Genomic DNA, 22824 nt, shown 5'->3' on the forward strand with positions numbered 1-22824 from the left:
CTGCTGGGTTCATGCGCCGGTTGCTGCGCCTCAGTCGCATCCGGATGCGCCGCGGGGTCCTCTGGTTGTGGAGACAGGAAGGCACCCCAGGTCAACGGGCCCGTGGCCTGGCCGCTGGCGTGTTCTGCGGCTGCTACCCCTTCTTCGGGCTGCAGATCTTCCTCAGCGTTGGCGTGGCCAGCGTGGTGCGTGGCAACCACCTGCTCGCCGCCGCTGGAACCCTGGTGAGCAACCCCCTCACCTATCTGCCCCTCTACTGGTTCAACTATCTGGTGGGCTGCCGGCTGCTGGGCCCAGGCCAAGGCGTGATCAACCTTTCAGAGCTCAATCGCAGCAGCCTGTGGGCCCAGGGGTGGGAGTTCAGCCAGCGCATCCTGCTCGGCTCCACCGCAGTGGGAATGGTGTTGGCGCTGGTAAGCGGCTGGATGGCCTACCGCCTGTTTTTGCGGCGTGAAGCCCGTGCCGTCGTGAGCCAAGGCAGCTAGCTCGTGCCCACCCGGGCAATTCCGATCACATCCGCCATTGAGCGGATCTGGTCCATGGTGCGGCTGAGCTGATCGGCACCCTCCAGCTCAACCCTCAGATCAATGCGGGCCGGTTTGCCCGCTGCCGTGGTGACCCGGGCATCACTGACGTTGATGGCCCCATCGGAGAGACGCAGCAGGATGTCTTTGAGGATGCCGACGCGATCGATCACCTCGATCCGCAACTGCACCGGGAAGCGCTGTTTCTCCTGTTCGGCATGGGCGGTGTTCCAGCGCACGGGGAGCCGCCGTTCCCGCGGGATGGCCTCCACGTTGGAGCAGTCCTGCCGGTGAATGGTGATGCCGTGATTGCCGAGGGCCACCGTGCCCACGATCAACTCACCCGGCAGCGGACTGCAGCAGCCACCGAGGCGGTAGTCCAAGCCCTCCAGCCCAAGAATCGCCCCTTCTCCTCCGGAACGATCCGGCGCCAGATCCCTCGATGGCAGCAGCGCCGCGGCCACGTCTTCGTTGCTGGGTGGGGCCTGCTGCTGTTCCGCCAGCAGACGCATCTCCTCCCGCAAACGGTTGAGTGCCTGCTGCAGCGTGACGTCTCCAAATCCCAGTGAGGCCAGGAGGTCTTCGGTGGTGGGCACATTGCAGCGCTGGGCCACCCGCTGCATCGCCTCACTGTTCAATAGGGCATCGAAGCCATCACGGCCCAGCTCCCGCTCCAGCAGATCCTTGCCCCGTTCAATCGTTTCGTCACGGTGGCTGCGCTTGTACCACTGGCGAATGCGGTTGCGTGCCGTCGGCGTGGCGACGAAGTTCAGCCAATCGAGGCTGGGATGAGCCGTTTTGCTGGTGAGCACCTGAACGAAATCACCGTTCTGCAGCGGCGTTGCCAACGGACACAGCCGATCGTTGATGCGAACGCCATGGCAGTGGTTGCCCACCTCGGAGTGGATGCGGTAGGCGAAGTCGACTGCGGTTGCCCCCTTGCGCAAACCGAGCACATCACCCTTCGGGGTGAACACAAACACCTCTTCGTCGAAGAGGTCTTCCTTGATCGAGGACAGGTAATCGTTGTGGTCGTCGTTGCCGCCTTCCTGCTGCCAATCCACCAGCTGCCGCAGCCAGTTGAACCGCTCCGCATCACTGCTGCTGCTGGCCGGTGAGCCGCCTTCCTTGTATTTCCAGTGGGCCGCAATCCCGAATTCGGCCACATGGTGCATCTCCAGCGTGCGGATCTGCACTTCGATCGGGCGATGCCGACCGATCACCGCCGTGTGCAGGGATTGGTAGCCGTTGGGTTTCGGCAACCCGATGTAGTCCTTGAAGCGGCCGGGAATCGGGCGGAAGGTGTCGTGAACCACCGCGAGGGCCCGGTAGCAGCTCTCGACATTGGGGGTGAGAATCCGCAACGCCGCCACGTCGTAGATCTCGTGGAACTCCTTCTGCTGGCGCTGCATCTTGCTCCAGATGCCAAACAGATGTTTGGGGCGACCACTCACCTCGCAGTGCTCTAGGCCGGCCCGTTCCAGCCGCTCGTTCAGCAGCCCCACCGTGACGCCGAGCCGTTGCTCCCGCTCGCTGCGCTTAGTGGCCACCTCCTCCTGAATCTCCCGGAAGGCCTCTGGTTCCAGCAATTTGAAGGCCAGGTCCTCCAGCTCCCACTTGAAGCGGCCGATGCCGAGGCGGTTGGCGAGGGGGGCATAGATCTCGCGGGTTTCGCGGGCAATCCGCTGGCGTTTCTCCTCCTTCAACGCACCCAGGGTGCGCATGTTGTGCAAGCGGTCGGCCAACTTCACCAACACCACTCGGATGTCGCTGGCCATCGCCAGGAACATCCGGCGCAGATTCTCCGCCTGAGCTTCCGTGCGGTCGTTGAAGTGGATGCCGCCGAGCTTGGTGACCCCCTCCACCAGTTCACGCACCTCGGAACCGAAGTGCAGTTCGATCTGATCGGGGGTGACGTCGGTGTCTTCGACCACGTCGTGGAGGAAGCCCGCGGCGATCACCGGAGCGCTGGCGCCGATGTCCCGCAACAGATCAGCCACCGCCACCGGATGGACGATGTAGGGGTCTCCACTGGCGCGGAACTGGCCTTCGTGGAGCTGAAAGCCGAAATCAAAGGCCGACACCAGCAGGGCCTCGGCATCGGTGGGGCAGCTCTGGCCAATGCCGGGCGGCACATTGGCGATGCACTCCCGCAACCAATCGGGGAGAGCGATGCCGTAATCGTCCGGATGACGAATCGGATGGCGCCGGACTTCGGGCAACGCGCAGCCCACCTTGGCCGAACCCGTGCTGGTTCGGGGCTCTTTGGGTGTGGAGGCAGCGTTGAGCATCCGACCCATCGCGTCAATCCATGGTATTCAGTGCAGGACCCCCTGTCGCTCCCGCAGCACTGTTCATGGGCCGGCCTGTTCTGGAACTCGAACAGCTGCGGTTGCGCTACCCCGGCAGCGACACCTGGACGCTGGATGGGCTAAATCTGAGCCTCGAGCCGGGAGAGACCCTGGCCTTGGTGGGCTCTTCGGGCTGCGGCAAAAGCACGGTGGCGCGGGCCGTGATGCAGCTGCTGCCCCAGGGAACGCTCTGTGAAGGACGGCTGGCCTTAACCGGCCAGGATCCACGGCAGCTCAGGCGACCGCAATTGCGGCAGCTGCGTGGTGAAGCCGTAGGCCTGGTGTTCCAGGACCCGATGACGCGGATGAATCCGCTGATGAGCGTGGGCGGCCATTTGATCGACACCCTCAAGGCCCACCGACCTCAAACCAATGCCGCGGCCCACCGAGAACGGGCCCGCGAACTGCTGGAGCGGGTGGGCATCGGGGCCAACCGCTTCCGCGCCTACCCCCATGAGCTCAGCGGTGGCATGCGACAGCGCCTGGCCATTGCCTTGGCGATTGCCCTGGGACCACCGCTGCTCATCGCCGACGAACCCACCACCAGCCTCGATGTGGCGATAGCAGGACAGGTGATGGCGGAGCTCAGCGGCCTCTGCCAGGAACTGGGCAGTGCCTTGTTGCTGATCAGCCACGACCTGGCCATGGCCGCCCGCTGGTGCGACCGCATGGCGATGCTCGATGGCGGACGCAAAGTGGAAGACGGCCCCAGCCATCAGCTGCTCACACGGCCGCAGTCGCCGGTGGGGCAACGGCTGGTGGCCTCCGCCCAAGCCCGGGAAGGCGGACGGTCGCCGGCCCGGCCCGACAACAGCAGCGTGCTGCGGGTGGAAGAGATGCGCTGCTGGCATGCCGTGGGGGGAATGCCATGGTCTCCCCTCTGGCTGAAGGCGGTGGATGGTGTGAGCTTCGAGCTCAGGGCCGGGGAAAGCCTCGGGGTGGTGGGGGCTTCCGGCTGCGGGAAAAGCACCCTCTGCAGGGCCCTAATGGGGCTCAATCCCATCCGCGGCGGCCGGGTCAACCTGCTGGGTGAAGACCTGCTGAGCCTGCGTGGAGAAGCGCTTCGGACAGCCCGACGGGCCCTCCAAATGGTGTTTCAGGACCCTCTGGCCTGCCTGAATCCGGCCCTGCAGGTGGCTGATGCCATCGCCGATCCCTTGCTGATCCATGGTCTCTGCTCCAAAGCGGCAGCCCGTGAGCAAGCCCGACGGCTGCTGGAGCAGGTCGGCCTCACTCCGGCCGAGCAGTTTCAACATCGCCTGCCGAAGAAACTTTCCGGCGGCCAGCAGCAGAGGGTGGCGATCGCCCGTGCGTTGGCCTTGAAGCCCAAGGTGCTGATCTGCGATGAGAGCGTCAGCATGCTCGATGCGGAAGTGCAGACCGATGTGCTCGCGCTGCTGCGGAATCTGCAGCAGGAGCTGGGGCTGGCGATCGTGTTCATCACCCACGACCTCTCGGTGGCCAGTGGTTTCTGCCACCGGGTGATGGTGCTGGACCAAGGGAAAGTGGTGGAAGAGGGGCCAGGGGATCGAATCTTCAGCGCACCTCAGGTGCCGATCAGCAAGACCCTCGTGGAGGCTTGTCCAAGGCTGCCCCGATGAGCTCAGGCTGCTTTCGGCAGATCAACCACGATCAGGTGCCGGCGTAGGGAGGGAGGAAGCACCTCACGGCGCACGGAACGGATTAGCGCGGAAACCCAAGTTCTGCGGCAACACACCCGGATGACCATCGATGGGGCTGTGAATTTTTCGCCATCAAAAGGCGGATTCAGGGCTTGTCCAGTGCGCCCAAAACCCTTGGTCAACATTCACTGAGCCCATAAGTGAATCGGCCCTAGCCCGCCCCGGAACGCCGTCGCAACACCCCCAGCAACTTCTCCATCACTGGAGGCAGGGGAGCTTCGAACACCATCCGCTCGCGGGTGATCGGATGATCCAGCCCCAGCTGCACGGCATGCAGGGCCTGGCCAGGCAACTCGATCGGCAACTTGCGGCAGCGGCTGTAGGTGGGGTCCCCCACCACGGGGTGGTTCATGTGGGCGCAGTGGACGCGGATCTGATGGGTCCGCCCGGTGTCGAGCTTGAAGCGCAACAGGGAGTAGTCGCCCAGACGCTCCACCAGGGTCCAGTGGGTGCAGGCGTAACGGCCGTTTTCGCTGCTCACCACCGCGTACTTCTTGCGATCCGCCGGATGACGGCCAATGGCGCCGACGATCGTGCCCGAGTCGCCGGCCGGCACCCCATGGACGACGGCGAAGTACTCGCGGGAAGCGATCCGTTTCTGGATCTGCACCTGCAGCCGCACCAGGGCCTCCTGGCTCTTGGCGATCACGATGCAGCCGGTGGTGTCCTTATCGAGGCGGTGCACGATCCCTGGCCGCAACTTGCCGCTGATGCCCGGGAGGTCCGGGCAGTGATGCAGCAGGCCGTTCACCAGGGTGCCGTCCTTGTTGCCCGGCGCCGGATGCACCGTTAGCCCGGCCGGCTTGTTGAGCACGATCAGATGGTCGTCCTCAAACAGCACATCCAGATCCATTGGCTCCGGCTTGAGGTACGGCAGCGGTTCCGGTGGCGGCATCCACAGCTGCACTTCATCGCCCTGGCGCAGGGGGGTTTTGGCCTTGCCGGTTTTGCCATTGACGCGCACATAGCCCGCGTCGATGAACTTCTGGATCCGGGCCCGGCTCTGCTCCTTGCGCTGGCTCACCAACCAACGGTCCAGCCGCATCGGCAACGGCTTGGGATAGGCGAGCGTCAGCAGCTCTCCCTCGCCTTCGCCAAAGCAGTCGGTGAATGTTTCCTCCGGCAACGGAGGACGTTTCCACTGCTGCGGACTCATGCCGGCAGCTCCAGGGCAATGCTGCCGAGGGCGGATTTGCGGAAATCATCCAGCAACCGCTGGGCCATGCGCGCTGTTTCCCCAGAGGTGTGGCGGGCCGCTGCGGCATCCAGCCAAAGAGCCGGGTCGGCCGTTTCACCGCTTAGGGGAATGCCATAACGCTCCTGCAGCAGCGGAATCGTCACCCCAGCGGCAGCCTGCGATTCCGCATCCAGCAGCAACTGCAGGAAGGCCTGGGCCACCAGTTCACCGTCGTAGGCGGCCTGGCCGATGTCGTCGCAAAGGGCCAGCCGCAGGGCCGCCTGCTGGTCGTCAAGCCGAGGCGGCAGCACGCCAGGGGCATCCAGGAGATCGAGGTCTTGCCCCAGACGCACCCAGCGCAGGGTGCGCGTCACCCCGGCCCGCCGGGCACTGGCCACCACCTTCTGCCGCACGAGGCGATTGATCAACGCTGACTTGCCCACGTTGGGGAAGCCCAGGGTGAGAGCCCGCACCGGCCTGGGCCGCATGCCCCGGTTACGGCGGCGTTCGTTGAGCTGGTCGCCGGCACGGATCGCGGCCTGCTGCACCTGCTTCACGCCGGTCCCAGCCTTGGCATCACACCAGACCGTCCGCTGGCCCTTGGCCTTGAACCAGGCCTCCCAGGCCTCCTTGGCGGCCGCGGTGACCATGTCGCGCCGGTTGATCACCAACAGATGCTGTTTGCCCTTCAACCAGCGGTTGAGGTGGGGGTGGCCCGTGGCCAGAGGAATGCGGGCATCACGCACCTCAATCACCAGATCAACCTTGTCGAGATGGCGTTTGAGCTGCTGCTCCGCCTTGGCGATGTGGCCGGGATACCACTGGATCGTTGGGGTGCTCACGAACGCAAACGCACAGAACAGACGGCCAGCCGGTGCAGATTCACTTTGAACGCGCTGGCGCTATTGCCATTCACACGGGTTAATCTCACCCCGTTTTCTTACCGCACGACACAACCCTATGGCGAAGCGTTCCCTGGCCAGCCTCAACGCCGGCGACCTGAGCGGCAAACGCGTTCTCGTGCGGGTTGACTTCAATGTGCCCCTGAACGACGCCGGTGCGATCACCGACGACACCCGCATCCGCGCCGCCCTGCCCACGATCAACGACCTGATCGGCAAGGGCGCCAAAGTGATCCTTTCGGCTCACTTCGGCCGTCCAAAGGGCCAGGTGAATGACGCCATGCGTCTCACCCCCGTGGCCGCTCGCCTGAGCGAACTGCTGGGCAAGCCCGTTGCCAAAACCGACAGCTGCATCGGCCCCGACGCGGAAGCCAAGGTGGGCGCGATGGCCAACGGCGATGTGGTGCTTCTGGAGAACGTGCGTTTCTTCGCTGAAGAGGAGAAGAACGAAGCCGGTTTCGCTGAGAAACTCGCAGGCCTGGCTGAGGTGTATGTGAACGACGCCTTCGGCGCCGCACACCGTGCCCACGCCTCCACCGAGGGCGTGACCAAGTTCCTCAAGCCCTCCGTCGCCGGCTTCCTGATGGAGAAGGAACTTCAGTACCTGCAGGGTGCTGTGGATGAGCCCAAGCGCCCCCTGGCTGCCATCGTCGGCGGCTCCAAGGTGAGCTCCAAAATCGGCGTGCTCGAAGCCCTGATCGACAAGTGCGACAAGGTGCTGATCGGCGGCGGCATGATCTTTACCTTCTACAAGGCACGCGGCCTCTCAGTAGGTAAGAGCCTGGTGGAAGAGGACAAGCTGGAACTGGCCAAGGAGCTGGAAGCCAAGGCCAAGGCCAAGGGCGTGCAACTGCTGCTGCCCACCGACGTGGTGCTGGCCGACAACTTCGCCCCCGATGCCAACAGCCAGACCGCTGACATCAACGCCATCCCCGATGGCTGGATGGGCCTCGACATCGGCCCCGACTCGATCAAGGTGTTCCAGGACGCCCTGGCCGACTGTCAGACCGTGATCTGGAACGGCCCCATGGGCGTGTTCGAGTTCGACAAGTTTGCTGCTGGCACCAACGCCATCGCCACCACCCTGGCCGACCTGAGTGGCAAGGGCTGCTGCACGATCATCGGCGGCGGCGACTCCGTGGCAGCGGTCGAGAAGGCAGGCCTAGCCGAGAAGATGTCCCACATCTCCACCGGCGGCGGCGCCAGCCTCGAACTGCTGGAAGGCAAGGTGCTGCCCGGTGTGGCCGCCCTCGACGCCGCCTGATCAGCGGTTCAGGCCTCGAGCCTGCGGCCGTTGGCAACGGGTTTTCCGGCGCGCGCCGGAAGCCCCAGCTGATTCCGCACCTTGTTCATGTAGGCCCGGTAGTCCCGTTTCAGGGACTTCCGGGCTTTTTTCTTGTCCTTGCGGCACGTCTTGAACTCCTGCATGGATGAGGCCGCATCAATGCAGTTCTGATGGCTCTCCAGCAGATCGAGCCGACGCTGGAAATTGTCCTTGAACCAGGTCTTGCGGGCCTGGAACATCACCTCGGCCTGCGCGGGAGATTCGTCACCACCAGCCGCATCCGATGGAGCGATCGTGATCACCGGGGCCGCCAACAGAGCAGCGAAAGCAAGGGAAGCCGTGGAGATACGCATCGTTCAGGCCATCGGGATGGATCCATTCTGGAGTGATCCGTCAATCAGGATCTGATTGCTTCGCCGTGAGTCATGACCAGATGTGACCTGAGCCTGGGCTTCGTGGGGCTGGGGGCTCTTGGCTTGCCCATGGCGATCAACCTGCACCGCGCCGGCTTCCGGCTCAGGGTGCACACCCGCAGCCGCAGCGCTGAAACCAGCCCGGAGCTCGAGGGTGCGATTCGGTGTTCCAGCCCAGCAGACACCAGCACTGGCGTGGATGTGCTGCTGCTCTGCGTCAGCGACGATGCAGCCGTTGAAGAGGTGTTGTTCGGCCCCAACGGTGCCGCATCACAACTGAGCGCCGGCAGTGTGGTGCTGGATTGCTCCACCATTGCTCCCGCCACAGCCGAACGCTGTGGGAAACGCCTGTCCAACCAGAACGTCCATTATCTGGATGCCCCGGTCACCGGCGGAACGGAAGGGGCCAAACGCGGCAGCCTCACGGTGCTGGTGGGCGGAGCCAGCGAGCCACTGGAACGGGTTCGGGCCATCCTTGAGGTGATCGGCGGATCGATCCACCACTTCGGAGGCGTGGGACGAGGCCAGCAGGTGAAGGCGGTGAATCAGGTGCTGGTGGCCGGCAGCTATGCCGCCGTGGCTGAGGCGTTGGCCCTGGGCCAGCAGCTCGATCTGCCGATGCCACAGGTGATCGATGCCCTCAAAACCGGCGCCGCCGGGTCCTGGGCCCTCGAACATCGCAGCACCGCCATGCTGAACGGCAGCTACCCCCTTGGCTTCCGGCTCAGCCTGCATCGCAAGGATCTCGGGATTGCCCTTGCTGCAGCCAAGGCCGTCCATCTGGATCTGCCCGTCACCACGCTGGTGGAACAGCTGGAACTCGATCTGATCAACAACGGCCATGGTGACGAGGACGTGGCCGCCCTGCACCGCTGGAACCAAACGAGGCAGGAGAGCTAGTTGCTGCTGACCACCCTCACCCGCTTGGTGGCCGTCACCACCCCATCGGGATGCACCAACATCACAGCCCAGGACTGCGAACCGGGTTGCTGCGGTGCCTGAACGCTCTTGAACAACCCACCACCACCCTGGGGCGCCAGCGGCAGATTGGGGCGCACTTGTGCCAACAGCTGATCATCGGTGAGGTTGATCAAGCCGCCCGCCACCAGGGCCTGGCCCAGCGGCTCTTCAACGATCAAGTCGACGTCGTAGCGACTGCCGGTGAGCACCACATCGGGGATGGCGACCTTGACGGCCAAGGGGCGTTCACCACTGCGCAGCAACGACTGCTGAGTCAACAGTTCCTGTTCCACCAGCTGACCATTGTCCAAGCGAATCGCGATCTCTTCGCTGGCCTCCAGGGCATAGGTCAGCCCCTCGGATTCAGCGACACCCCGCACCCGCAGGCTCAGGGTCGGGCGCCCATCCGGCGTGGGCGCTGCGGGTTTCACTTGCCAGGTGACCTCGGGGAAATCCTGCTGGAATCGCGCAAGGCGCTGGGCCAGCACCGGCTGCAGATCAACGCTGGCCAGCGTGTCGAGCGATGACGCACTGCCGCTGTTCAAGGCTGTTTGCAGGCGATCGCTGAAACGTTCCACGGCACTGCCCTGGCGAGCGGGCTGCGCGACGGAATGGGTTGGAGACAACAGCATCGCCATGGCCGAGACGAGCGTGACTCCCAGGAAACGACGCACGGGCCGGAACGCGACAACCCAATTAAGTTAGGCCTGGTGAGCGGTGACGGCCGACGCAATGACCCGGCTTCTGATCGCCGCCAGCGGCACCGGCGGCCATCTCTTCCCCGCTCTGGCCGTTGCTGAAGCCGTTGAAGAGCGGTGGCGGGTGCGCTGGGTTGGAGTTCCCGATCGCCTCGAAACACAGCTGGTGCCGGAACGCTTTGGTTTGGTGTGTGTGAACGCCGGCGGACTGCAGGGCCGCGGGCTCACCAAGCTGCTGCAGCTGCTACGGCTGTTGCTCGCCAGCGTCAGCGTGCGGCGAGCGATTCGCCGGAACTCGATCGACGCGGTGTTCACAACAGGCGGTTACATCGCGGCACCAGCGATCCTGGCGGCGCGCTGGTGCGGCATTCCCGTCGTGTTACATGAATCCAATGCCATCCCGGGGCGGGTCACCCGATTGCTGGGTCGCTTCTGCAGCGCTGTGGCCATCGGCCTCCCCGCTGCCGCCGAGCGCATCCCCGGCAGCCAGCCGGTGCTGACGGGAACACCGGTGCGTTCCAGCTTTCTGGCCCCGCAAGCCCTGCCGAGCTGGGTCCCCCATGGCGCCGGGCCACTGCTGGTGGTGATGGGCGGCAGTCAAGGCGCTGTTGGCCTCAACCGGATGGTGCGTGCGGCGGTGCCGGCTCTGTTGGAGCAGGGCTGCCGCGTGGTGCATCTCACCGGCGACAACGACCCCCACATCGAGCAGCTGCGGCACCCACAACTGGTGGAACGCCGCTTCAGCGATGAGATTCCAGGGCTGCTGCAACACGCCGATCTGGCCATCAGCCGCGCAGGGGCCGGCAGCCTCAGTGAACTGGCGGTCTGCGGCACCCCAGCTGTACTGGTGCCATTCCCGCAAGCAGCAGACCAGCATCAGGAGGCCAATGCCGCCTGTGCCGCATCCCTCGGTGCAGCCGTGATCGTGCATCAACACGAACCGAATCAGCCCACATTGCTGAACACCGTGAAACGGCTCCTGAGCGCGAGGTTGGGACGATCCGATTCAGCAGCCGATCCTCTCGCCCAGATGCGTGAAGGCATGCAGGCCCTGGCAGAACGGGATGCCGAACGGCAACTGGCGGCTTTGCTTCAGACGCTGGTGATCTGAATCAAGCCAGAGGGCTGCGCTGCAACTCCTCACGCAATGCCTTCACAATGCGGCGGTTGTTGCGGCGCGATTGCAATCCGATCCGCAGCCAGTTCTCTCCCAAGCCCTCAAAGGAGCGGCAATCACGCAGAAGAATGCGATGCCGTTGCTCCATCGCCTCCCGCAACGGCACAAGAGAGCGGTTGGAGCGAATCAGCAGGTAATTCACCGCCGACGGCATCGGGGTGATGCCCGGCAGAGCCGCCAGCTGTTGCTGCATCCAGGCTCCTTCTGTGGCCACCCAACGCTGCACTCGCTTGCACCAACGGTGGTGATGCTGCGGCGATGCCAACAACCGTTCGCCAATAGCCAGAGCGATGCCGTTCACAGGCCACGGATCGCGCCACTCCGCCCAACGCTGCAAGCGCTGGGGATGCGCAACGGCGTAGCCCAATCGCAACCCGGCAATGCCATAGAGCTTGGTGAGGCTGCGGATCACCACCAGGTTCGAATGTTCTGCAACCAGAGGAAGCAACGACTGCTGCTCGCCATTGGGTACCAGAGGCAAAAACGCTTCATCGCAGATCACCAGGGCATGGCGATCGAGCATGGCTTCCAGCGAGGCACGGCTCCAGAGCTGCCCGGTGGGGTTGTGGGGATTACAAATCCAGGCCAAGGCACCCTCGAGCGAGGGGTGATGCAACGGACCAGCGTGGTCCCAAGCCAATGCCAATGGCGTCTCCAGCCAGGAGGCATCCCAGCAGTGGAGGGCCCGCCGATAGTCGGCAAAGCCTGGGGCAAGCAAGCCACTCATTCCAACGGCGGCAGCATCCCGTGCGGCCCAGGTGAACAGCTCGGCAGCGCCATTGCCCGGCAGCACCCAATCAGGAGACAGCCCGTGGATTGCAGCGATGGCCTGCCGCAGGGACGCCTGGTCTCGATCGGGGTAATCACGAAGGGAAGCCGCCGTCAAACGGGGGCAACGGGGCGTCCAAGGAGCCAGTGAGGCACTGGCATCCAGCAACTGCGATGGTCGACAGCCCAACACATCCGCGACCGCTTGCCGGTTGCCGCCATGGCGCAGGTCGACGCCCATCCCGACTCCCGTTACAACGCAATGACATCACCAGCGTGACCCACGGCCAATGCCAGTCCCACTGTTGCTGCTGCTGACAGTGCTGCTCGGAGCCCCGCTCTCCGCCCGCGCGGACGATTTGATCATGTTGCTAGAGGCACGAGCATGCCCGAACTGCACGCTGGCCGATGCCGATCTGGTGCATGCGGACCTGCGCGATGCAAACCTCAACGCAGCTGATCTGCGACGGGCCAATCTCAGCAGAGCCCGCTTGGATGGGGCGGATCTCCGCGATGCAGATCTTCGCTTCAGCAGCCTGAAAGGGGCATCGCTGCGGGGCAGCGACCTCCGGGGCGCACGGCTGGATGGCACGGATCTGCGACAGGCAGATCTCAGTGGAGCCTTGATCAAGCCTGGTGCCCTCGACCGCAGCCACTGGCTGGGCGCCATGGGCATCATCCAAGGCCAACGCAGCCCTGCGTCCCTGCACAACGCAGGTGTGGATGAAGCCAACGCCGGTCGCTGGCCGCAGGCCGAACGTCTGTTTGGAGAAGCCATTCAGGCGGACCCAGAGCAAGCCATGAGCTGGATTGCGAGGGGACTCAGCCGCGGCCAGCAAGGCAATGAAGCCAAGGCGGCTCAGGATTTGCTGCATGCAGCGGATCTGCTCGATCGCCAAGGCGCCCCGGAACAGAGCGAACAAATACGCCAAGTCGTCGCCAAACTGCAGGCCGATGAAGGCAACGGTTCCAAGTCCGGCAATGGACTGGGATCAGCACTGCTCGGGGGAGCACTCTCAACAGTGAGTGCATTAGCTCCACTTGCACTGAAAACTCTGGTGCCAGGAGGAATGTGATTCTGAAACCACGACTTAACGACTGGATTCAGCACCAATCAAGCGTTTTGCTTCTTGCGTTCCTGGCCTGTAGCCATAGCCATACGCACCACCATCCTCGTCATCCAAAATGGAAGGGGTGACAATGATGACAAGCTCATTTTTAAGACGAGCATTAGTAGAACTGCGAAAGAGCTGACCAATCAACGGAAGGTCGCCGAGCAGTGGCCATTTACGCGCCAAACGACGATCGTCCTCTTGAATTACACCCGTGAGGATCAACGTCTGTCGATCACGCAGTCGAATACTGCCGGACTTCAACGTACGCTCATTGATATCCGAGATCGCAACACCTTCCTGCACACCCGCAGAAACTGGTACCGCAATTGTGGGATCCAATTTCAGCGTGACAAAACCATTGTCATCGATTTTTTCAACCTCAAGATCCACCGTCAAGCCAGCATCTTCACGCGTATTACTGAACGACGTTGATCCATTTGCCCCCTCAAACTTTTCAACACCGGTGATTACGCTTACACCAGAGCGAACAGATGCTTTTTCTCCCTCCTGAACCAAAAGTGTTGGCTGCGCTAGGGTTTTAGCGTTCGCTGAAGTAACAACCGACTCGATATACGAATAAAACGAATTTGAATTATAACGATTTAGCTCTTTTTTAGGGACAATTTTAGGCCTGCCATATTTATCATAGACAGGCAAAAGATCCTGGGCCTCATTGGGATTAGAACTAGGGACAAATACCTCCTGTCCATCCACAAGAAGCGGCTTTTTCACAACCTCATAGCCAGTTAAATTTCCATTGTCATCCTCCAGCCGAATTAGTTCGGAACTTTCAGCCAGTGGCACAACTGGGGGCAATGGCCGCAGAACCTCATCAATGGGCGCATCTGAATAGACACCGGGAATTTGACTATTTTTCCCCGTAAAAACACCCGTCCCTGCAGAGCCACCTGGCTTGTACTTTCCAAAATTCATATGAGCCTTGCCGCTTTCGCTCACAATGAATGTGTTTCCAATCTTGGCCGAAAAACTGGAGTCTACTGTGGCATCATCCTGAAGCCGAACATTCAAGATCTGCACTTTCACAGCAACTTGCCGCTTACGCAAATCAATCTGTTTTAGATACGCCTCAGCAATACTGATCAACTTCGGATCGCCCACAAGCACAATCGTATTTAAGCGGGTATCAGCCGTGCCAACCAAGCCCACCAATGGCCCCACTTCAGCGCCATAGGACTCCACGGTCGTGGACTCGGAGGTTTCCGACGTGCTGGCTTCTGCATCCCCTGTCCCGCTTCCCGATGATTCCTCCCGCGACGTTGCCGTCACCGTTTTGGCATTGGCCACATTGACCTTCGTGCCCAAGCTGCCGAGGTAATTCAAGGCCGAGGTCGCATCCACTTGATTCAGCCGAAACACCTTCGACATCTGGGGACCAAACGTCTTCGATGAAACAGAGGTTCCCACCAGCAGCGTGCGCCCATCCAGCTTGCCTTGGAGACCAGAAGCCATCAGCACGCTGTTCAGCGCTTTGGCATAACTTTCACCACGGAAGGCCATCGTGATGCCAGAGCCCTCCGATACACCCAGACCTGAGTCTTCCGATGAACCGACATAAACAAAGCCATAGTCGCCGATCCGTGCCAAGGCCATCAATGCATCTTTGGCCGGCGCATTGTTGAGCGTGAGGGTGACAGGCGGCCCGCTCACCTGCACGAAACTCCGATTGCCAATCAACATCGAACCCACTGCCATGTCCCCCAATGGCGGAGCGACAGCCCTCGCCCGCAACGGCGGTGCATAAACAGGCTGTGGAATCCGCCCAGGACGACGCAAATCAAACGAACCGGTTTGTCGCGTCGAAATAGCTCCTGTGAGACCACGAAAACGAAGCACCAGATCATCTCCAGAAGCCAAGATTTGCGGCTTAGGCAAGACAGTGCCCGCAACAGATGTCACCTCCAGCTGAAACGTGGAACCCGATCCACGAAGACGAACATTGGCCAACCCCATCTTTGGCATGGCCAACTGTTGCGCCACCTCTTTCGTCGATGAGCCCTCATCCGAGCGGACAATCTCACCACGCCAACTGGTGGTGCTGCTCCGCTCTTGCACCACCCGAGCGCTATCGCCGATGCCGGCCAACATCAGATCAAGATGCTTGGGCTCCTTGCGCAACTTCAGAGAGACCCGCGAGACGGTTTGAGCCAATGCCGCTTGCTCCAACAACATTGAATCAATCAGCCCCTGGCCAGCCATACCAAACATCAACAGAAGCGGAAAAAAATGCCGGGAGTGGGGGGTCACCAAACCGAAACCGCTCGCATGCCTGAACTATGGGCGGATGGTATCGCTGAGATCTGGAGCCAACCAGGCTCAAACAGGCTCTTCGTTGGAACCTGCCTCAATCGAGCGATCAGCATGTTGGGGAGCCAAATCGTAAAAACTCAATTGAAGTGTGAGCTTGGTATCCGCTTGCTTGGGAGTTGTTTCACCATCCGTTTTGGCAGAAGCAATGGCCTGCAGTGAAAGATCACTGCTCTCAACCAACAATTCCAGCGCTTCCATCCGCTGCAAAAAGGTTTGCAAGCCACCGAATGAACCGCTGACTTCAAGCGCAACCGATGACTTGCGGTAGCCAAGGGCTTGTAACGGATCTTGCGGCGGTTCGGGCTTCGACTTGGATCGATTGTTGTTCCGCCGGGATGGGCCCTGGGCGGGTGGTGGGGTTTGCAGCGGTTCGTAGCGCTGCATCTGCACCCCCGATGCCACGGCCTGCTGGTTCAACAGCGCCAGAAAGGTCTGCACGCTGTCACGTCCGGCCAACAACCCAACCAAGAGAGCCTGCTTCTCTTCAGCGATCAGCAGCTCAGCCTCAGCCTCAGCCTGGGTGAGCTGGCGTTCCAATGCAGGACGACTGCGTTGAAGGTTAAGCAAGGCATCCCGCCGCACCTCGAGATTTCGTAGCGCTTGAGCAACAGGCAGCACCCCCACCAGCAGAACGGCAGCGCTGGCCACAACACCAATCCCCAAGGGCAAGCCCACCAACAAGCGTCCCCGTGTGAGCCATGGCTGTCGTGATGTGTTCAACAGATTGGTCATGGCAACACCCCCTGGTCTTGCAATAACTCCAAGCGCCGGGCCAAGCCCTCAGCACCCAGGCCCCGCAAGTGTTCCGGCGTGGGTTGCATCGATGGATCGAGCTTGGCTTCAAGGGTGAAAGCAATCCGACCCTGTTTGTCAGCCACAGCTTTCACCACCGTGGTGCTATGAGGAAGCATGTCTGGCAGAGCCTCAAGGTTGAGATCCAAAGCGTTGATCCGCTCGAAGGCATCCCTTCCTTGGGATTCCCCCTTGATCAGCAACTTGGATGGGTTGGCATCGACCGACACAAGACGCACACCCTGAGGCGTGACCCGTCGCAATTGCTCCAACAACGCCGACCCCGAGCGCACCGCCACCAACTGTCCAGCGATGGATTGCGTCTGCTGCTCCAAGGTGGAGCGGCGCGACGTCATGGCACGAAGCCGTGCCTTGGCATCACCAACACGCTTCTCCACTGGATTGAGTGCATCGATCTCGGCCTGCACCAGCCCCTGGCGATGCTGAAGACCTAACAGGGTGAGCAAGGCCAACATCACCAACACCACCCCAGCGATCCCGCCCTTCAAGACGAGAGAGAACAACGGCAAAACGGGGACCGGCTCCAACGGCAAGCCAAGCTCAAGCCGACGCTGCTGCAACAAGTCCGCTTTGGGCCAGTTCTGACGCGACGTCATCGCTCCTCCTGGTGCAGCGCCAGCAGCGCCAACTGCTGCAAAGCTGATGGCACATCAGTCATCTCACCAGCCGCGCCGTCATCCGACGGTTCAGCCCAGGTGGGCAAGGCCTGATTCAGGCAGCACTCACCTGCCGCCCCATCCACAAGGGGCATCCAGTCGTCAACCTGTTCGCTCGGCAGCGACAACCACCATCCCAGTACTGATGGCATATCCGCACGGGCCTGCCAGGCAGCAACACAGGCCCGAATCTCGCGCTGGCAGACCAGAGGGTCGAGGTCCTCAAGTGCATGGTCAACCTCAGGAACCCCCTGGCGGAACAACAGCAAACGCAGGCTCTTCTCCTCCATCACAAGCCAGGCCAGATCGCCATCCCACACCTGCGTGAACTGATGCAGGGCCCGTTGGGCCGCCGTCAGCGACCAATCAACGCGCCGCAACGGCACATCCCCCAGTTCAGCAACCTCGCTCCAAGCCTGAATCAACGACCGCGGCACACCCACCAGCGCCAAGGACTCCTGCACCGGCGACGACGTGACGTAGCTCTCCGCCAGCCCAAACGGCAGATCAACAGACTGCAACGCCTGGGGCAGAAGGCCAGGCGGACCATCCGATCCATAGCCGTCGAGCACGCACCATGAAGCAGCGTCCAAAGGGAGACAAAGCACAAGTTCGGCTCCTGGACAGTCGCAGTCAAAGATCAGATCAGCGATCAACTCACCAACGGCTTCCCGTTGCAGTGGCACACCATCACGGCACACACCATCGGGCCAGCCCACAACGCGTTGCTGCCAACGACCGCTCTGATCCCAACAACACACCAAGCTCGTGTTGTTCACCGCCATCAACACCGGCTTGACATCAATAAGACGTCGCCAAGCCAGGCTCAATGCTGTGAGTTGAGGCAGCTCACCAAGAGCAGGCAGTGGCACACAACGATTCCCACTGACTTCATGCTATCGACGATGACTGGCTTGAATCACTCGCTCTCAGAGACATTTAAGGGCGCAACATCGAGCGGATGAGGTGGCTTTCAAACAACAGATTCAGTCCTGCCAGGGCAAACCGCTGCCGGATGCTTCCGCGATGGTGCGCAGACCATGGCGGTCCAACTGCAGCAGCAGACCGTCCAGAATCCGCGGCACCAGATCCGGCCCCTGAAAAATCCAGCCGGTGTAGAGCTGAACCAGAGAAGCCCCTGCGGTGATGCGCTCCCAGGCGACTTGCGCCGAGTCAATCCCGCCCACGCCGATCAACGGCAGCGCCGGGCCAGCACTGGCCCGCAAGCGGCGGATCACCTCCTGGGCCCGCTGACGCAGGGGAGCACCACTGAGACCACCGGCCTCCTCCGCCAGAGTGCGCCCGGTCTGCGGCAGCCGCCGTTGCTCCAGACCCAGCCGATTGAGACTGGTGTTGACCGCAATCACTCCGGCCAGACCCTCCTCAAAGGCCAAGCGGGCCACCGCATCAATCGATTCATCGTCCAGATCCGGGGCAATTTTCACCAACAGAGGCGGGCAAGCCGGCAGCCGGCGCAGCCGTTCCACCAGCCGCCGCAATTGGGCTGTGTCCTGAAGATCCCGCAACCCAGGGGTGTTGGGGGAGCTGACGTTGATCACCGCGTAGTCCGCCAAGGGGGACAACAACTCCAGCGACGCCGCGTAGTCGTCCGGTGCCTGCTCCAGGGCCGTGATCTTGGATTTACCCACATTGATCCCCAGCACCGCCGGCCGTCGGCCGGGCGGGTCCAGACGTTGACGCTCCAGCGTTTTCAACAGCGCCTTGGCGCCATCGTTGTTGAATCCCATCCGGTTCAATGCGGCCTGCTCCTGCGCCAGACGGAACAGGCGTGGTTTGGGGTTGCCCGGCTGGCCATGCCAGGTGACCGTGCCCACTTCGGCGAAACCAAAGCCGAAGCGATCCCATATGCCAGCAGCCACACCGTTTTTGTCGAATCCCGCCGCCAAACCCACCGGGTTGGGGAAGCGACAGCCAAACAGCACCTGTTCCAGGCGCAGATCACGCCGTTGCAGATCCGCAGCAACGCCATCCAGCACCGTGGACACCCCGGGCCAACGGCGCCGCAGACTGGCCTGACCCAGCGCTGTGAGCGCAGTGCGCGACAGCTGCTCCGCATCCAGCCCTTCGTCCCGCGCCAACACGGGGCCAAGCCAACGCTGATAGAAGGCACCGCTGCTGAGCGGTCCAGCCGAGGAGGACGGCGACATGCTCTGGCTCAGGACTGTTCTGATCCTGCCTCGCGACGTTGCAGGGTCCAGCGACCTTCCGCCTGGGGCTCGACGGTCCAATCCCTCCAGATCCAGCTCTCCCGCTTCGTTTCCAGCTGTTTGAGCGGCTTTTCCACCAACTGCGCCAGCTCCAGCAACGAGAGGCTGTAGCCACCTTGCGCCAGACGATCCGCCAGCTCTAGCCGGGACAACAGCTGCAGCAGAGGCTTGGGGGCCACCTCAGATGGGGCTTCTGGTGCGGTCTTGGAGGAGGGCAGCTCCGACGATCCCTGCTTCAGAGCCAAAGGCGGCTGGGCGTTATGGGAGAACGCCACGGCGATGCGATCCACCCGTTCGTTGTCTGGGTCACCGCTGTGGCCTTTGACGTAGCGGAGGGGGACATCGTCGAGACGGGCGGCATCCAAGGCCTTCCAGAGGTCCTGGTTGAGCACGGGCTTGCCCGCAGCCGTTTTCCAGCCTTTGCGCTTCCAGCCTTTGATCCAGGAGCCCAGCCCATCAATCAGATATTTGCTGTCGGTGCGCAGGGTGAGATCCGGATGACGGGGCAGCTGCTCAAGCCGTTGCAGCACCTCCAACGCCGCCTGCAGTTCCATGCGGTTGTTGGTGGTGTCGGGCGCGTGGCCACCGAATTCCTCGACACTGCCGTCTTCGAAACGCAACAACGCACCCCAACCTCCCGGACCTGGATTACCGCTGCAGGCACCATCCGTCGCTGCAGCCACGACCCTTCCCCGTCCTTCCGCCATTGATCAGTCCCAACACTGTTCGGTACAACACGGTTTCTGGCGTCACCGTGGATGAGCCGAACCTACCTGCAGGCTGCCGGTCTGACTGCCGTGGGGTTCCTGGCCGCCGGTCTGTCGCAGGAGAGCAAAGCACGGGCCCTGTTTGAAAGCGCTGCTGTACCGCAGAAGCACTTCGCTGTGCTGGCCCAACCCATCGGCAGAACCCAGTGGAAACTGCTGGTGCTGGAACAGATCAAAACCCAACCGCGCTGCTGGAGGGCACGCCAGGACGGACTGGTGGAGCCCAGCCTGAATCGCTTCAACTTCAGCGGCATCTGCAAGCGCTACCTGGACAGCAATGGCTACTCGCTACGCAGCGGTGGCCAAGACCTTGGAACGCGCTTTCGCTTCCGGCTCAAGCCATCCGGCACATCGCTGAGGCTCGAAGCCCTCGACCCCCAGCAACGGGCACCACTTCTGGTGGGTCAGGCCGCGATACCAGCTCGCCGAGATCCCAACGGGTTTGTGGCTCTGCAGCTGGAGCCAGGCTGGGCCTTGGAACGCCGGGTTTATCAGGGTCGCCCGTTGAACCACCTGTACTTCGCGCATCAAGCCCCGGTGAACCGGCTGCTTGCGCTGGCCAGCAGCCGCGGCCAGCGTTCAGGCTTTCAGCGGTTGGGAGCGCCGATGCCGCCGATCGCACCACCGCCGTTGCCAACGGCACGAGCAACACGGCGGCGAACCACACACCAACGCACCACACGCCTGGCCAGCAATGCCCCGATCCGACTGCAGGTGATTCCCTATCGCCGCTGAGGACCAACCGTCACAGTGCCAGTTGAGAGGGCGACCAGACAGGGGCTGACAATAGATTCCCCACCCTTAGTTTGAATTTGTGTGAGGAGTGCTGAACGCCTCTTCAGGGTCGAAACAAGGACAGACTCCTGAACGTGTTCCTCTCAATAAAGGCTCCGCCTTTGGCGGGGCTTTTTTGTTGACCAAAGAAAACCACAAAAAAACCGGCCCTCGAAAGGACCGGTTACTGAACAACACAGGGGGAGAGGGGCAAGCCCTCTCCCAAGGCGATCACTTGAGGGTGACCTTGCCGCCTGCTTCTTCGATGGCCTTCTTGGCAGCCTCGGCGTCTTCCTTGGAGACACCTTCCTTGACGGCCTTGGGAGCAGCCTCGACCAGAGCCTTGGCGTCGCCCAGACCCAGACCGGTGGCCTCACGGACGGCCTTGAGGACCTTGATCTTGGCGGAGGCGTCGAAGCCTTCGAGGATCACGTCGAATTCGGTCTTCTCTTCAGCGGCATCGCCACCGCCACCAGCAGCGCCAGGGGCAGCCATCACAACACCAGCAGATGCTGCGGCGGACACACCGAAGGCCTCTTCGATCTGCTTGACCAGCTCGGAAGCTTCAAGCAGGGAGAGGGATTTCAGCGATTCGAGAATTTCGTCGGTTTTTGCAGACATGGTTTTGAAAGGGGAAGCAACAGATCAATGAACAGTGGTCTCGGCAGGGCCGAATCAGCCTTCGCCGCCTTCGGCGTGCTGCTTGAGTGCCCTGGCCATACCAGAGGGAACCTCGTTGATGCCCACAGCGACCTTCGTGGCCACGGCGTTGATGGCACCGGCGATCTGAGCCATGAGCTGCTCCTTGGAGGGGAGATCGGCAATGGCTTTGATCTCGTCCTGAGACAGGAGCTTGCCTTCGAAAAGGCCGCCCTTGGTCTCGGACTTCTTGAGTTCCTTCTGGAAGGTCTGAACGGCCTTCACACCGGCACCAACATCGCCCTTCACCAGGACGAAGGCGTTGGTTCCGGTCAGCAGGGAATCGAGGCTGGCCCAGTTGCTGTCACCATCAATGGCACGGCGCATCAAGGTGTTTTTGGTCACCTTGCAAACGCTGTCGCTGGCCCGCAGACGATCCCGCAGGTCAGACATTTCCTTGATGGACAGGCCCTTGAAATCAAGGACAAGTGCCAGTTCGGCGTCGGCGAGGAGCTCTTTGAGCTCTCCGACGATCTGCTGCTTGTTCTCCAGCGTGCGGCCCATAGGGATTGGATCGGATCAAAGGAACAAGCTGGGCACACGGCCGATCGAGTCTTCGAAAGGAAGACGAGGCCGCGTGCCGATCCAATCCCGAATGGGACAAAACCGTGTCGCGTCTGCCTCGGCAGGGATTACATCAACGGGAATGACTGACGTCATGCCCAGGGACTTCCTGCTGTCTCTGGCCGGGCGCGTGCCCGATTTGGCTTTCGCCAATCGTTGAGTGTAGAGGAGAGCCGGATCAGCTCCCCTGCTCGATGTCCTGCAGAGCAGAGAAATCGACTTCAACGGAAGGACCCATGGTGGAGGTCACATACAGGGACTTCCAGTAACGGCCTTTGGCACCGCTGGGCTTGTTGCGGTCGATGGTTTCCTGCAAGGTCTTGAGGTTCTGCAGCAGGGCATCGGCACTGAAGCTGGCCTTACCGAAGCGAACGTGGACGATGCCGGTGCGGTCGGCACGGAATTCCAGTTTGCCGGCCTTGAATTCCTTGATCGCGGCCTCGAGGTCCGTGGTGACGGTGCCGGCCTTGGGGTTGGGCATCAAGCCACGGGGGCCGAGAACCCGACCCAGCTTGGCCACCTTGGGCATCATGTCGGGGGTGGCAATCAACAGGTCGAAATCCATTTCGCCCTTGCTGATGCTTTCCACCAGGTCTTCCTCACCGGCGAGTTCAGCACCGGCGGCTTTGGCTTCAGCCACCTTCTCACCGCGGGTCACCACGGCGATGCGCACGGTCTGACCGGTGCCGTTGGGCAGAGCCACGGTGGTACGCAGCTGCTGGTCGGTGTATTTCGGATCGATGCCGAGGCGCACATGGGCCTCCATCGTCTCGTCGAATTTCGCGTTGGCGTTGTCCTTCACCAGGGCAATCGCCTCGAGGGGTGCGTAGGCACGGTCCTCGATCTTGCCGGCCAGGCTGGCCAGGCGCTTGGAGATTTTGGGCATGTTCAGGGTTGGGGTTCAGACGACATCAGGGATGCCTCCCCCGAATTGGGTTGGAGA

Annotated in this window: 22 protein-coding genes; 7 read left to right on the plus strand and 15 right to left on the minus strand. The window is 62.1% G+C overall.

The features are described 5' to 3' along the window. The first annotated feature begins 11 nt into the window (after positions 1 to 11). The gene (locus SynRS9907_RS12890; protein ID WP_188021286.1) at positions 12 to 485 is read left to right on the plus strand and encodes a DUF2062 domain-containing protein; all 474 of its coding nucleotides are present in this window, start codon (positions 12 to 14) and stop codon (positions 483 to 485) included. Here SynRS9907_RS12890 and SynRS9907_RS12895 read toward each other — a convergent pair. Then, positions 482 to 2815, minus strand: coding sequence for a bifunctional (p)ppGpp synthetase/guanosine-3',5'-bis(diphosphate) 3'-pyrophosphohydrolase (locus tag SynRS9907_RS12895; RefSeq protein ID WP_188021287.1), 2334 nt, complete (start codon positions 2813 to 2815; stop codon positions 482 to 484). The two genes, SynRS9907_RS12890 and SynRS9907_RS12895, sit on opposite strands and share 4 nt — an antisense overlap. Positions 2816 to 2835: 20 nt before the next feature. Between SynRS9907_RS12895 and SynRS9907_RS12900 the strand changes: the two genes are divergently transcribed. After that, complete coding sequence (locus SynRS9907_RS12900; protein ID WP_188021288.1) at positions 2836 to 4476, plus strand: ABC transporter ATP-binding protein; 1641 nt, start codon at positions 2836 to 2838, stop codon at positions 4474 to 4476. Positions 4477 to 4708: 232 nt separating this feature from the next. Here SynRS9907_RS12900 and SynRS9907_RS12905 read toward each other — a convergent pair whose 3' ends face one another. Then, positions 4709 to 5713 carry an RluA family pseudouridine synthase gene (locus SynRS9907_RS12905; protein ID WP_188021289.1) on the minus strand — a complete coding sequence of 335 codons (1005 nt, stop codon included), beginning with the start codon at positions 5711 to 5713 and terminating at the stop codon, positions 4709 to 4711. Beyond that, complete coding sequence (ylqF, locus tag SynRS9907_RS12910; protein WP_188021290.1) at positions 5710 to 6576, minus strand: ribosome biogenesis GTPase YlqF; 867 nt, start codon at positions 6574 to 6576, stop codon at positions 5710 to 5712. Before ylqF ends, SynRS9907_RS12905 begins: the two co-directional genes overlap by 4 nt. A gap of 118 nt (positions 6577 to 6694) precedes the next feature. On the opposite strand from ylqF, the gene pgk reads away from it, so the two are divergent. Continuing rightward, positions 6695 to 7900: a phosphoglycerate kinase gene (pgk, locus tag SynRS9907_RS12915; protein WP_115081229.1), complete on the plus strand. Its 1206-nt coding sequence runs from the start codon at positions 6695 to 6697 to the stop codon at positions 7898 to 7900. Between the two features lie 8 nt (positions 7901 to 7908). On the opposite strand, the gene SynRS9907_RS12920 is transcribed toward pgk, so the two are convergent. Beyond that, the gene (locus SynRS9907_RS12920; protein WP_188021291.1) at positions 7909 to 8274 is read right to left on the minus strand and encodes a hypothetical protein; all 366 of its coding nucleotides are present in this window, start codon (positions 8272 to 8274) and stop codon (positions 7909 to 7911) included. A gap of 72 nt (positions 8275 to 8346) precedes the next feature. On the opposite strand from SynRS9907_RS12920, the gene SynRS9907_RS12925 reads away from it, so the two are divergent. Continuing rightward, on the plus strand, positions 8347 to 9234 hold the full coding sequence (locus SynRS9907_RS12925) for an NAD(P)-dependent oxidoreductase (RefSeq protein WP_188021292.1): 888 nt from the start codon (positions 8347 to 8349) through the stop codon (positions 9232 to 9234). Here the strand turns inward: SynRS9907_RS12925 and SynRS9907_RS12930 are convergent. Next, the gene (locus SynRS9907_RS12930; protein ID WP_255445921.1) at positions 9231 to 9968 is read right to left on the minus strand and encodes a hypothetical protein; all 738 of its coding nucleotides are present in this window, start codon (positions 9966 to 9968) and stop codon (positions 9231 to 9233) included. The two genes, SynRS9907_RS12925 and SynRS9907_RS12930, sit on opposite strands and share 4 nt — an antisense overlap. A 58-nt stretch (positions 9969 to 10026) precedes the next feature. Here SynRS9907_RS12930 and murG point away from each other — a divergent pair, with 58 nt between their 5' ends. Continuing rightward, positions 10027 to 11103: an undecaprenyldiphospho-muramoylpentapeptide beta-N-acetylglucosaminyltransferase gene (murG, locus tag SynRS9907_RS12935; RefSeq protein ID WP_188022489.1), complete on the plus strand. Its 1077-nt coding sequence runs from the start codon at positions 10027 to 10029 to the stop codon at positions 11101 to 11103. Between the two features lies 1 nt (position 11104). Here the strand turns inward: murG and cobD are convergent, their stop codons facing one another. Then, positions 11105 to 12178 (minus strand): threonine-phosphate decarboxylase CobD, encoded by a 1074-nt coding sequence (gene cobD, locus SynRS9907_RS12940; RefSeq protein WP_188021293.1) that lies wholly within the window; start codon positions 12176 to 12178, stop codon positions 11105 to 11107. A 49-nt stretch (positions 12179 to 12227) separates the two neighbouring features. Here cobD and SynRS9907_RS12945 point away from each other — a divergent pair, with 49 nt between their 5' ends. Continuing rightward, entirely contained in the window at positions 12228 to 13013 is a 786-nt protein-coding gene (locus SynRS9907_RS12945) for a pentapeptide repeat-containing protein (RefSeq protein WP_188021294.1), read from the plus strand. Between the two features lie 15 nt (positions 13014 to 13028). Here SynRS9907_RS12945 and SynRS9907_RS12950 read toward each other — a convergent pair whose 3' ends face one another. The 6 genes from SynRS9907_RS12950 to rnhA all read right to left on the minus strand — a co-directional run bounded on the left by SynRS9907_RS12950 (position 13029) and on the right by rnhA (position 19784). Next, positions 13029 to 15317, minus strand: coding sequence for a type II secretion system protein GspD (locus tag SynRS9907_RS12950; protein WP_255445922.1), 2289 nt, complete (start codon positions 15315 to 15317; stop codon positions 13029 to 13031). Positions 15318 to 15386: 69 nt separating this feature from the next. Next, on the minus strand, positions 15387 to 16112 hold the full coding sequence (locus SynRS9907_RS12955; protein ID WP_188021295.1) for a hypothetical protein: 726 nt from the start codon (positions 16110 to 16112) through the stop codon (positions 15387 to 15389). Further along, entirely contained in the window at positions 16109 to 16789 is a 681-nt protein-coding gene (locus tag SynRS9907_RS12960) for a PilN domain-containing protein (RefSeq protein ID WP_188021296.1), read from the minus strand. The genes SynRS9907_RS12955 and SynRS9907_RS12960 overlap by 4 nt, the downstream gene beginning before the upstream one ends. After that, complete coding sequence (locus tag SynRS9907_RS12965) at positions 16786 to 17721, minus strand: hypothetical protein (RefSeq protein WP_188021297.1); 936 nt, start codon at positions 17719 to 17721, stop codon at positions 16786 to 16788. Before SynRS9907_RS12965 ends, SynRS9907_RS12960 begins: the two co-directional genes overlap by 4 nt. 114 nt (positions 17722 to 17835) lie before the next feature. Then, on the minus strand, positions 17836 to 19017 hold the full coding sequence (locus SynRS9907_RS12970; protein WP_188021298.1) for a quinone-dependent dihydroorotate dehydrogenase: 1182 nt from the start codon (positions 19015 to 19017) through the stop codon (positions 17836 to 17838). 8 nt (positions 19018 to 19025) lie between these two features. Beyond that, positions 19026 to 19784 (minus strand): ribonuclease HI, encoded by a 759-nt coding sequence (gene rnhA, locus SynRS9907_RS12975; RefSeq protein WP_188021299.1) that lies wholly within the window; start codon positions 19782 to 19784, stop codon positions 19026 to 19028. Between the two features lie 51 nt (positions 19785 to 19835). On the opposite strand from rnhA, the gene SynRS9907_RS12980 reads away from it, so the two are divergent. Continuing rightward, complete coding sequence (locus tag SynRS9907_RS12980) at positions 19836 to 20579, plus strand: DUF3747 domain-containing protein (protein WP_188021300.1); 744 nt, start codon at positions 19836 to 19838, stop codon at positions 20577 to 20579. A gap of 270 nt (positions 20580 to 20849) precedes the next feature. On the opposite strand, the gene rplL is transcribed toward SynRS9907_RS12980, so the two are convergent. From rplL to rplA, 3 genes are all read right to left on the minus strand, one after another. Then, a complete protein-coding gene (gene rplL / locus SynRS9907_RS12985; RefSeq protein WP_114987674.1) occupies positions 20850 to 21239 on the minus strand; it encodes a 50S ribosomal protein L7/L12 in 390 nt (129 codons plus the stop codon). A 54-nt stretch (positions 21240 to 21293) separates the two neighbouring features. After that, on the minus strand, positions 21294 to 21821 hold the full coding sequence (rplJ, locus tag SynRS9907_RS12990; protein WP_006851480.1) for a 50S ribosomal protein L10: 528 nt from the start codon (positions 21819 to 21821) through the stop codon (positions 21294 to 21296). 238 nt (positions 21822 to 22059) lie between these two features. Beyond that, positions 22060 to 22767: a 50S ribosomal protein L1 gene (rplA, locus tag SynRS9907_RS12995; protein WP_038552494.1), complete on the minus strand. Its 708-nt coding sequence runs from the start codon at positions 22765 to 22767 to the stop codon at positions 22060 to 22062. Positions 22768 to 22824: the final 57 nt, after the last annotated feature.

Source organism: Synechococcus sp. RS9907, from assembly GCF_014279615.1.
In the GTDB taxonomy this organism is placed as follows: Bacteria; Cyanobacteriota; Cyanobacteriia; order PCC-6307; family Cyanobiaceae; genus Parasynechococcus.

What these genes read in the sequence shown, in the direction of transcription:
- murG (WP_188022489.1), top strand. Translation starts at nt 10,027, where the DNA reads ATGACCCGGCTTCTGATCGCCGCCAGCGGCACCGGCGGCCATCTCTTC.
- SynRS9907_RS12925 (WP_188021292.1), top strand. Translation starts at nt 8,347, where the DNA reads ATGACCAGATGTGACCTGAGCCTGGGCTTCGTGGGGCTGGGGGCTCTT.
- cobD (WP_188021293.1), bottom strand. Translation starts at nt 12,178, where the DNA reads ATGGGCGTCGACCTGCGCCATGGCGGCAACCGGCAAGCGGTCGCGGAT.
- SynRS9907_RS12900 (WP_188021288.1), top strand. Translation starts at nt 2,836, where the DNA reads ATGGTATTCAGTGCAGGACCCCCTGTCGCTCCCGCAGCACTGTTCATG.
- SynRS9907_RS12905 (WP_188021289.1), bottom strand. Translation starts at nt 5,713, where the DNA reads ATGAGTCCGCAGCAGTGGAAACGTCCTCCGTTGCCGGAGGAAACATTC.
- SynRS9907_RS12920 (WP_188021291.1), bottom strand. Translation starts at nt 8,274, where the DNA reads ATGCGTATCTCCACGGCTTCCCTTGCTTTCGCTGCTCTGTTGGCGGCC.
- SynRS9907_RS12895 (WP_188021287.1), bottom strand. Translation starts at nt 2,815, where the DNA reads ATGCTCAACGCTGCCTCCACACCCAAAGAGCCCCGAACCAGCACGGGT.
- SynRS9907_RS12960 (WP_188021296.1), bottom strand. Translation starts at nt 16,789, where the DNA reads ATGACGTCGCGTCAGAACTGGCCCAAAGCGGACTTGTTGCAGCAGCGT.
- SynRS9907_RS12945 (WP_188021294.1), top strand. Translation starts at nt 12,228, where the DNA reads ATGCCAGTCCCACTGTTGCTGCTGCTGACAGTGCTGCTCGGAGCCCCG.
- rplL (WP_114987674.1), bottom strand. Translation starts at nt 21,239, where the DNA reads ATGTCTGCAAAAACCGACGAAATTCTCGAATCGCTGAAATCCCTCTCC.
- SynRS9907_RS12980 (WP_188021300.1), top strand. Translation starts at nt 19,836, where the DNA reads ATGAGCCGAACCTACCTGCAGGCTGCCGGTCTGACTGCCGTGGGGTTC.
- SynRS9907_RS12890 (WP_188021286.1), top strand. Translation starts at nt 12, where the DNA reads ATGCGCCGGTTGCTGCGCCTCAGTCGCATCCGGATGCGCCGCGGGGTC.
- rplJ (WP_006851480.1), bottom strand. Translation starts at nt 21,821, where the DNA reads ATGGGCCGCACGCTGGAGAACAAGCAGCAGATCGTCGGAGAGCTCAAA.
- rplA (WP_038552494.1), bottom strand. Translation starts at nt 22,767, where the DNA reads ATGCCCAAAATCTCCAAGCGCCTGGCCAGCCTGGCCGGCAAGATCGAG.
- SynRS9907_RS12955 (WP_188021295.1), bottom strand. Translation starts at nt 16,112, where the DNA reads ATGACCAATCTGTTGAACACATCACGACAGCCATGGCTCACACGGGGA.
- rnhA (WP_188021299.1), bottom strand. Translation starts at nt 19,784, where the DNA reads ATGGCGGAAGGACGGGGAAGGGTCGTGGCTGCAGCGACGGATGGTGCC.
- pgk (WP_115081229.1), top strand. Translation starts at nt 6,695, where the DNA reads ATGGCGAAGCGTTCCCTGGCCAGCCTCAACGCCGGCGACCTGAGCGGC.
- SynRS9907_RS12970 (WP_188021298.1), bottom strand. Translation starts at nt 19,017, where the DNA reads ATGTCGCCGTCCTCCTCGGCTGGACCGCTCAGCAGCGGTGCCTTCTAT.